This window comes from Ramlibacter sp. (assembly GCF_029866045.1).
GTDB lineage: Bacteria > Pseudomonadota > Gammaproteobacteria > Burkholderiales > Burkholderiaceae_C > Ramlibacter.
Window position 1 is genome coordinate 1 of the sequence record NZ_JARXAB010000151.1, and the last position, 6,481, is coordinate 6,481.

General features: G+C 68.3%; 5 protein-coding genes and 1 pseudogene. 4 read left to right on the forward strand and 2 right to left on the reverse strand.

The features are described 5' to 3' along the window. A pseudogene (locus tag QE494_RS15370) lies at nucleotides 1-227 on the reverse strand (hypothetical protein); the annotation flags it as partial. Between the two features lie 216 nt (nucleotides 228-443). On the opposite strand from QE494_RS15370, the gene QE494_RS15375 reads away from it, so the two are divergent. The 4 genes from QE494_RS15375 (at nucleotide 444) to QE494_RS15390 (ending at nucleotide 6,141) form a co-directional block, all read left to right on the forward strand. After that, nucleotides 444-953: a sigma-70 family RNA polymerase sigma factor gene (locus QE494_RS15375; RefSeq protein WP_300044571.1), complete on the forward strand. Its 510-nt coding sequence runs from the start codon at nucleotides 444-446 to the stop codon at nucleotides 951-953. Then, nucleotides 950-1,969, forward strand: a complete 1,020-nt coding sequence (locus tag QE494_RS15380; RefSeq protein WP_108616076.1) for a FecR domain-containing protein — start codon at nucleotides 950-952, stop codon at nucleotides 1,967-1,969. The genes QE494_RS15375 and QE494_RS15380 overlap by 4 nt, the downstream gene beginning before the upstream one ends. Before the next feature lie 262 nt (nucleotides 1,970-2,231). After that, complete coding sequence (locus QE494_RS15385) at nucleotides 2,232-4,733, forward strand: TonB-dependent siderophore receptor (protein WP_300044574.1); 2,502 nt, start codon at nucleotides 2,232-2,234, stop codon at nucleotides 4,731-4,733. Between the two features lie 169 nt (nucleotides 4,734-4,902). Beyond that, entirely contained in the window at nucleotides 4,903-6,141 is a 1,239-nt protein-coding gene (locus tag QE494_RS15390; RefSeq protein WP_300044576.1) for a PepSY domain-containing protein, read from the forward strand. On the opposite strand, the gene QE494_RS15395 is transcribed toward QE494_RS15390, so the two are convergent. Next, on the reverse strand, nucleotides 6,111-6,481 hold a 371-nt coding region (locus QE494_RS15395; protein ID WP_300044578.1), incomplete at its 5' end, for a P1 family peptidase. The two genes, QE494_RS15390 and QE494_RS15395, sit on opposite strands and share 31 nt — an antisense overlap.

Sequence of the window (6,481 nt, forward strand, 5' to 3'; positions counted from 1 at the left end):
AGCTCGCGGTTGGTGAGGTCATAGCCCCAGGTGCGGTTAAAGCGGCAGGCGCCCTGGGTTTGTTCTACCAGGTCCACCTGGGTCACATCGTCCGCCAAGCGGTAGGAGGTGTAGCCGCCGCTGGATTGCAGGTCCACCAGCTGGTCCTGTGCCTGTACCGTCTGGGCGCTAATGAGCAACGGCAGGCACAACAGCCATGCATGGCGCCGATGGGCAGGGTCTCTCATGGATTCTCCTTTGGGATGCCGAGGGGACGCCGCTGCGGTGCACTGTCGGGGTGAACAGTGCCGTGCGGCAAGCGGAGATTGTGCCGCTCCCAAGACTGTTTTTGGCACTCCTTGCGCGACCCCGATGTGATCAGGCGTCTGCGTGTCGGTTTGCAGGGGTACGTTTGATATTGAGAATTATTATCAATTACAATGGCGCATTTTTCCTGCCACTGCATGTTCGCCGCCGACACCAGCCAGGCCCATGATGCCCACACGCTGTACAGCCACCACCATGGCTGGCTGCGGGCGTGGCTCCATCGCCGACTGGGGTGTGGCGACGAGGCGGCAGACCTCGCGCAGGACACTTTTTTGCGGGTGCTGCTGCGGCCCCAGGCGCTGCACGGGCTGCATGAGCCACGTGCCTACCTCACCACGATTGCCAAGGGCCTGCTCGCCGATCTGTGGCGCCGCCGCGCGCTGGAGCAGGCGTACCGCGAGGCCCTGGCGCTGATGCCAGAGCCCCTGGCGCCGTCGCCTGAGGAGCGTGCGCTGGCGCTGCAGGCACTGCATGAAATCGATGCGCTGCTCGACGGCTTGGCTCCGAAGGCCCGCCATGCATTCTTGCTGTCGCAGCTTGAAGGCATGTCTTATGCCGCCATTGCCCAGGAGCTGGGGGTGAGCGAACGCACCGTCAAGCGCTACATGGCGCAGGGCTTTGAGTGCTGCCTGGTGGCCATGGCATGAGCCGTGTCGCGCACGACCCGGCAGTGGCCGGCGAACCCGGTCGCGCGGTGCTGCGAGAAGCGGCACAGTGGCTGGTGCGGCTGCATTCCAGTGACGCGGGGCCCGAGGACTGGCATGCCCTGGCCCGATGGCGCGCCCAGGATGCTGCGCACGAACAGGCTTGGCAGCGCGCCGAACGGCTGTCTCGCACCTTGGGCGCTGTGCCCGTTGGTCTGGGCCTGCCGGTGCTCAACCGGGCCCACCGGGGCGTTAACCGGCGTGCTGCACTGCGCGTCCTGGCCGTTGTGGGCGTAGCGCCCGCCACGGCCTACCTGGGATGGCGGCACCTGCCGTGGCAGCCCTGGGCGGCAGAGCACCGCACGGCCACCGGTGAGCAGCGCACCGTGCAGTTGGCCGATGGTTCGCAATTGCTGCTGAACACGGCCACGGCGGTGGATGTGGCCTGGGATGTGCCGCAGCCCAGGGTGCGTCTGCATGCGGGTGAGATGCTCGTCACCACGGCACCCGATGTGTCTGGCGCCCACCTCACCGGTGCGCGCAGCTTTCAGGTGGAGACACCGCAGGGTGTGTTGCGCGCCCTGGGTCACCCGCAGGGTGCCAAGGTTGGTACCCGGTTCGCCGTGCGGCTGGGGGAGGCGGGGGAAACCCGCGTGGCTGTGGCCCACGGGACGGTGGAGGTCGCGCCGCGGCAGGGGCTTGCGCGCGTGCTGCGTGCGGGGGCGCAGTGCCACTACACGGCCACGGCGGTGTCGGTGCCGTTGCCACTGGGCGAGCAGGCGTTGGCCTGGGCGCAGGGCGTGTTGTATGCCGACAACCTGCGCCTGGACGCTTTTGCCCGCGAGCTCTCCCGTTACCGCCCCGGCCTGCTGCACTGCGATCCCGCCGTGGCCGGGCTGCGGATTTCGGGCGCCTTCCAGTTGCGCAACACCGACCAGGCGCTGGCCATGGTGGCGGCCACCCTCCCCGTGCAGGTCTTGTCACGCACACGGTACTGGGTCACGCTGCTGCCGGGGTGAGGGGTGTTTGTCGGAAATTGAGGTGTTTTTGGCCTCCAGCGCTTATCCATCAAGCGCTAATAGCTATTAAATTTGTAGCAATTTTGGTGTGAGGCTCTTGTGCTCCGGTTGCGCGCCGCCTGTGCGAGCAGGCCGCTGCAAAAAAAGTGGATGCCCAGCGCGGGTGGCGTGTCCCTTTTTGCGTGCATGTCCGGCAAGGGGTGGAACGTTCTTTTTTCCGCTTCTCTTTTTTACCGACACCACTGCCCTGAGGAGACCGCGCATGGCGCACCGTCCACACCTTTCGCACCATATGCCGCTGCTGGCCCGCACACCCATCGTGTTCACCACCCCTGTCGCGGGCGCCATCCAGGCGCTGTGCCTGGGGGTGGCCCTGGCTGCCACCATCCCCCAGGCCCTGGCCCAGGTCGGGGCGATTGCACCGGCGGCGGCGCGGGCCTATGACATTTCTGCCGGTCCATTGGGCGCCGTACTGTCGCGTTTTGCGGGCGCGGCAGGCGTCACGCTATCGTTCGAGCCGGCCTTGACCGAAGGCCTGAGCAGCGGCGGCTTGCAGGGCAGTGTGTCGGTGCCGGAGGGTTTCGCCCGCCTGTTGCGGGGCACGGGCCTGGAGGCTATCGCGCGCGCTGACGGCGGCTACATGCTGCGCCGTACCGCTGTCGCGACACCGGCGAATGCGGTGCGCAGCCCCGCCGCCACAGACACCCCACTGCCCACCGTGCGTGTGACCGCCGAGCGCGAGGCCGCCACCGGCCCGGTGGCAGGCTACCGCGCCACCCGCAGTGCCAGCGCCACCAAGATGGACGTTCCGGTGCTGGAGACTCCGCAGCAGGTCTCCACCATCGGCGCAGAGCAGATCCGGGACCAGGCCATCTCCAGCGTGGCCGAGGCCGTGCGCTACAGCGCAGGCGTGCGCCCGGCGGACTATGGCATCACCGACGACGATGTGTCGGTGCGCGGCTTCTACCTCACCGGCACGGGCCTGTACCGCGACGGCATGCGCCTCATCCACAACGGCTTCATGACCAACCTGGAGCCCTACGGGCTGGAGCGGCTGGAGGTGGTGCATGGCCCGGCCTCGGTGCTGTACGGCCAGTCGGCGCCCGGCGGGTTGATCAACGCGGTGACCAAGCGCCCCCGTGCCGACATGCAGCGCGAAGTCGGGGTGGAGCTGGGCAGCCACGACCGCCGCCAGATCACTGCCGACATCGGTGGCGCGCTCAACGAGCAAGGCACGCTGCTGGGCCGCCTCACCCTGCTCAAACGGGAGGCGGGAACGCAGTGGGATGGCCTGCGCGCCGACCGCACCTACGTGGCGCCCGCACTCACGCTGCTGGGCGACCGCACCACCCTCACGCTGCTGGCGCACTACCAGGACGATGATACGGGCTATGTCATTCCCTACTACCGCAACACGCCCGCAGGCCCCTCCCATGAGAGCATCAACGTGAACGGCCCCGGCTCGGGCCACCACAAGCGCGCGGTATCGCTGGGTTATCTGCTCGAACACAGCTTCAGCGATGCCCTCACGCTGCGCCACAACCTGCGTTACCTGGACGGCAGCAACCATCGCCTGGAGATGCGCAACCGGGGGCTGCTGGCCGACCAGCGCAGCATGGCACGCCTTGCCATGGTGCGGCCCGACGCAGAGAAAACCCTGGTGGTGGATACCCACCTGGAGGCGCATTGGAAAAACGGCGAGGTATCGCACCAGATGCTGGCGGGGCTCGACTACTACCACTCCAAGCTCGACTGGCGCATCCATTCACTCAACGGGTCTGTGGCCCCGATCGACCTCGTGAATCCCGTCTATGTGCAGCCAGACTGGGGCAACAACTTTTTGAGCGACCGCGCCCTGGCCCGCAACACGCAGGTGGGCCTGTACCTGCAGGACCAGATCAAGCTGGGCGAGCGCTGGGTGTTCAGCCTGGGGGGGCGCTACGACACGGCGCACATCGACACGGCCTACGACGCGCGGCTGACGGCCAGCAGCGCCTTCACCACCACCCTGGTGGACCGGCGCGACAACGCCTTCACCGGCCGTGCCGGGGCCGTCTACCTGGCGCCCAACGGGCTGGCGCCGTACGTGAGCTTCAACACCGCTTTCCAGCCGCCGCTCACCACGGTGACGGCGGTGGATGCCAACGGCAACCCCTACGAACCCGAAACCGCCAAGCAGGCCGAGGTGGGGGTGCGCTACGCACCTGCCAACGCGGGCTACACCCTGAGCGCCGCCGTGTTCGACCTGCGCAAGCGCAATGTGCGCACGCCGTCCACCATCAATCCGCGCTTTGACGTGCAGACCGGCGAAGTGCGCAGCCGGGGGCTGGAGCTGCAGGGATCGGGCGATGTGGGCGGCGGCTTCTCGGTGATTGGCGCCTACACCTACCTGAACGCCAAGGTCACGCGCAGCAACAACCCGCTGGAAGTGGGCGAACGCCCCGGTGCCACGCCCGAGCATGTCGCGTCGCTGTGGGGCAAGTACCAGCGCGGCCCGCTGCAACTGGCGCTGGGCGCGCGGCACATCAGTGCCACACCGGGCGAACTGCGTGTGGCCGCTGGTCCGCTGCCCATGAACGACAGCTACACCCTGTTCGATGCCATGGCGGCCTACGACATCGGGGCCTGGCGCCTGTCATTCAACGTGAGCAACCTGGCAGACAAACGCTACAAGACCCAGTGCAACACCTTCCGGGGTGGGGCGCAGTTCTGCGCCCTGGGCTTTGGGCGCGAAGTGCGCGTGGCGGCTGCGTACAGGTTCTAAAGCATCCCCCTGAGTCGCTTCGCGCCTTCCCCCTTCTCTCGAATGGCTGTGCCATTCGGGAAGGGGGACACCGCCAGCGCGGCGGGGCGGCCCTTGCGCGACGGTCGCTGGCGTGGGCCTCGCCCAGCGCGCAGGCCTCGGGCGGGTTCGACCTCCATCTGACAACCCAATGCGCAAGCTGCTGGTACATCTGCACCGCTGGGCCGGCCTGTTCATGGCGGTGTTCCTGGCCGTCGCGGGGCTCACGGGCTCCGTTATCGCGTGGGAGCATGAGCTGGACCGCTGGCTCAATCCCACGTTTCACCGGGTGGCCCCCTTCGCTGGCGATGCGCTGCCTGCCACCGAGATCGCGCGGCGCGTGGAGGCCACGCACCCGCAGTTGCGCGTGAGCTACCTGCCGCTGGCCGCGCCTGCGGGCCAGACGCTGGTGGTCATGGTCGAGCCGCGCCTGGACCCCGCCACAGGCCAGCCCTATCCACTGGATTTCGACCAGATGGCCTTGCACCCGGCCACGGCGGCGGTGCAGGGCAAGCGCCTGTGGGGCAGGGCCTCGCTCGCGCGGGAGGACATCGTCCCGTTTCTCTACAAGCTGCACCACACGCTGTTCCTGCCGCGCGCCTGGGGGGTGGACTGGGGCGTGTGGTTCCTGGGCGCGGTGGCGCTGCTGTGGACGCTGGACTGCTTCATCGCGCTGTGGCTGTCGTTCCCCCGCTGGGCGGCGTGGCGCAAATCCCTGTCGTTTCGCTGGTCGCGCGGCGGCCAGGTTCTCAACTTTGACCTGCACCGCTCGGGCGGTGTGTGGACGTGGGCTCTGATGCTGGTGCTGGCTGTTACCTCGGTGGCCATGAATCTGCATGACGAAGTGATGGAGCCGGTGGTCAACCTGTTCTCCCGCACCAGCCCGAGCCCCTTTGACGAGCGCCCACGCCGCAGTGCGCTGGAGAGCGCGCAGCCCCCGGCTGTCGGGCGCGAGGCCATTGTGCAAGCTGCACGCGCAGAGGGTTTGCGCAGGGGCTGGAGCGACCCGCCGGGTTTCCTCAGCTACCGCGCTGCGTTTGGCCTGTACGGGGTGGACTTTTATGTGCCCGGCATCAGCCGCCCTGGCCTGGGGCCGCCGCGCCTGTACTTTGATGGCGACACGGGTGCCCTGGTGGGCCAGCGGGTGCCGGGCGAAGGCTCGGCGGGGGATCTGTTCATGCGGCTGCAGTTTCCGCTGCACTCCGGGCGCATTGCAGGGGTGCCGGGCCGCGTGGTGGTCACGCTGCTGGGCGTGGCTGTGACGGTGCTGAGCGTGACGGGCGTGGTGCTGTGGCTGATCCGCCGTTCGGCCCGCAGGCGCCTGCCCACGGCGGCGTCGCCGGGCCTGGGTGGCGTGGCCTATGCCAGGTCTGCCGCTGACGGCAAATAAAGCCCCTCTGCGGTGGTGATGGCGCGCGCAGCCCATGCCGCCCGCGCCGTGGCCATGGCCGTGGCCTCGGCCGCCATCGTGGCCATCACCATCATGCCCAGGCTCTTGCCCGCGCGGCCAGTGCCCAAGCTGAAGAGCGTGTCGCCATCCGACATGGTGTGCACGGGGTTGATGCTGCGCGCCAGGCCATCGTGTGCGGCCACGGCCAGGCGGTGGGCCTGCACCTTGGTGATGACGGCATCGGTGGCGACCACGCCGATGGTGGTGTTGGTGCCCGCCAGCAGGGGTTGTGGTGGGTCGCCGCGCAGCAGGGCGCGGCGCGTGTCGCGAAGGCGCAGGC